Annotated in this window: 1 protein-coding gene; it reads right to left on the reverse strand. The window is 70.2% G+C overall.

Annotated features, from left to right (window positions below; genetic code table 11):
• Positions 1 to 55: 55 nt before the first annotated feature.
• Positions 56 to 1,606 (reverse strand): FAD-dependent oxidoreductase, encoded by a 1,551-nt coding sequence (locus AZG88_RS35620; RefSeq protein WP_061043478.1) that lies wholly within the window; start codon positions 1,604 to 1,606, stop codon positions 56 to 58.
• Between the last annotated feature and the right edge of the window lie 118 nt (positions 1,607 to 1,724).

Below are 1,724 nucleotides of genomic sequence, written 5' to 3' on the forward strand. Positions count from 1 at the left end.
AGTCGATGCGCTAACCCGGCGCTGAAGGTCCGCGCTTGCGCGCTACGCTCCGCGGTCACGACGACCTCCCCACCAGCCGACCGAGATAGTCGATGACGCCGTCGGCCGCGGTGGCCGCGGCGGTGAGCGCAACGTACCCGTCGGGGCGCACCACCACCAGCGTGCCACCGTGTGCCCCGTATGCGCTGCGCGCCAAACCGCGGTCGTCGACAACGTCCACGCCGGGACCGCGGGAATCGCCCACCACCACGTACGTCACGTCGTCGGGCGCGTCTTCGGCCAGGGTCTGCAGGATGTGCCGGGAGCCGCCGCCGAACCCGAGAACTGTGAAGTGCGTCCCCCGGAACACGTCGAACAGTCGCAGCGGCGTGCCGTCCGGGCTCAGGCAGGGCGCGTCGGGTGCGCGATCTCCGGCGCGCAGACCCGTCGTCACGTCCCCGTCCCGCGACAGTGAACTCCACGGGTAGCCCAGACCGAGTTGCTGGCCGTCTTCGGTCACCGCGCCCGCAAACCCCTCGGAGTCCTCGCGCCCGAGGTTCGAGGCCACCTTCTGCAGTCCCGCGCTGCTCACCCCGAGCGTCCAGCGCGCGAGCGGCAAGCGTTCCTCCTGGTACGTGTCGAGGAGCGACGGGTCCGCGGAGCCGGCCAGGACGAGAGCGAGTTTCCACCCGAGGTTGTAGGCGTCCTGGATTCCCGTGTTCATCCCGAGCCCACCGGCCGGCGGATGAACGTGGGCCGCATCCCCGGCCAGGAACACCCGACCGTCGCGGAAGCGGTCCACCATCCGCACGTTCACATGCCAGGTGGACAGCCACGTCGGTTCGGACAATCGCACGCCGGGGCCGCAGGCGATGTCGTCGAGAACCCGCTGGAAGTACTCGAGCGACGGTTCGGGCAGGTTGCCCTCCTCGTCGAAGTCCGCGAACGGCACTCCCTGGAACTGCCAGGAGTTGATTCCACGGAACGGGCACAACGCGACGAACCCCCGCTCGGGGTGCGTCCACTGGTACCAGCGATCGGGGACCAGCCCGTCGACGGACACGTCGCCGAGGAGCATGCCCTCGATGCCGCCCGTCCCCTCGAACGACACCCCGAGCGCCTTGCGCACCGCGCTGCGCCCGCCGTCGCAGCCGACGAGGTAGCGCGCCATGACGGTCCCGCCGCCGGCGAGCCGGACGGCCACCTTGTCGGTGGTCTGCTCGAAGCCGGCCACCTCGACGCCGCGCTCCACGTCGATCCCGAACTCCGACAGCCTTTCTCGCAGGATCTGCTCGGTCCGCCACTGCGGGATCATCAGACCGCCGTCGTAGGGCCGATCGGGGGTGGGGCTCAGGTCCGCGTGCGGGTCGCTGTCGCGCACCACCTGGCCGCGCACCGCGACCCGGCTGGGCAGGTGCCGGAACCCCGCCTCGACGATCTCGTCGACGATGCCGAGATCGTCCATCACTTCCTGGCTGCGCGCGGTCAATCCCTTTCCCCGCGAACCCGCGAACGGCTCGGGCGACTTGTCGAGGATCCGCACCTCCACGCCCCGACGCGCCAGTTCCAGCGCGAGCGTGAGCCCGGTCGGACCGGCACCGGCCACCACTGCCTCGGTAGGGCTCATGGCGTCATCGTATTCGCGACGGCACCGATCCGGCGGGAAAGTCGCTGCACAATCGTCGACGAAGGTTCGCCCTCACCGGTCTCGCGGAGTGATCCTCTCGCTCAGAAGTTTCCGCGGG

Origin of the sequence: Rhodococcus sp. LB1, assembly GCF_001583455.1 — a bacterium.
GTDB classification, from domain to species: Bacteria; Actinomycetota; Actinomycetes; order Mycobacteriales; family Mycobacteriaceae; genus Rhodococcus_F; species Rhodococcus_F opacus.

Coding starts and splice junctions, on each gene's coding strand:
- AZG88_RS35620 (WP_061043478.1), bottom strand. CDS start 1,606: ATGAGCCCTACCGAGGCAGTGGTGGCCGGTGCCGGTCCGACCGGGCTC.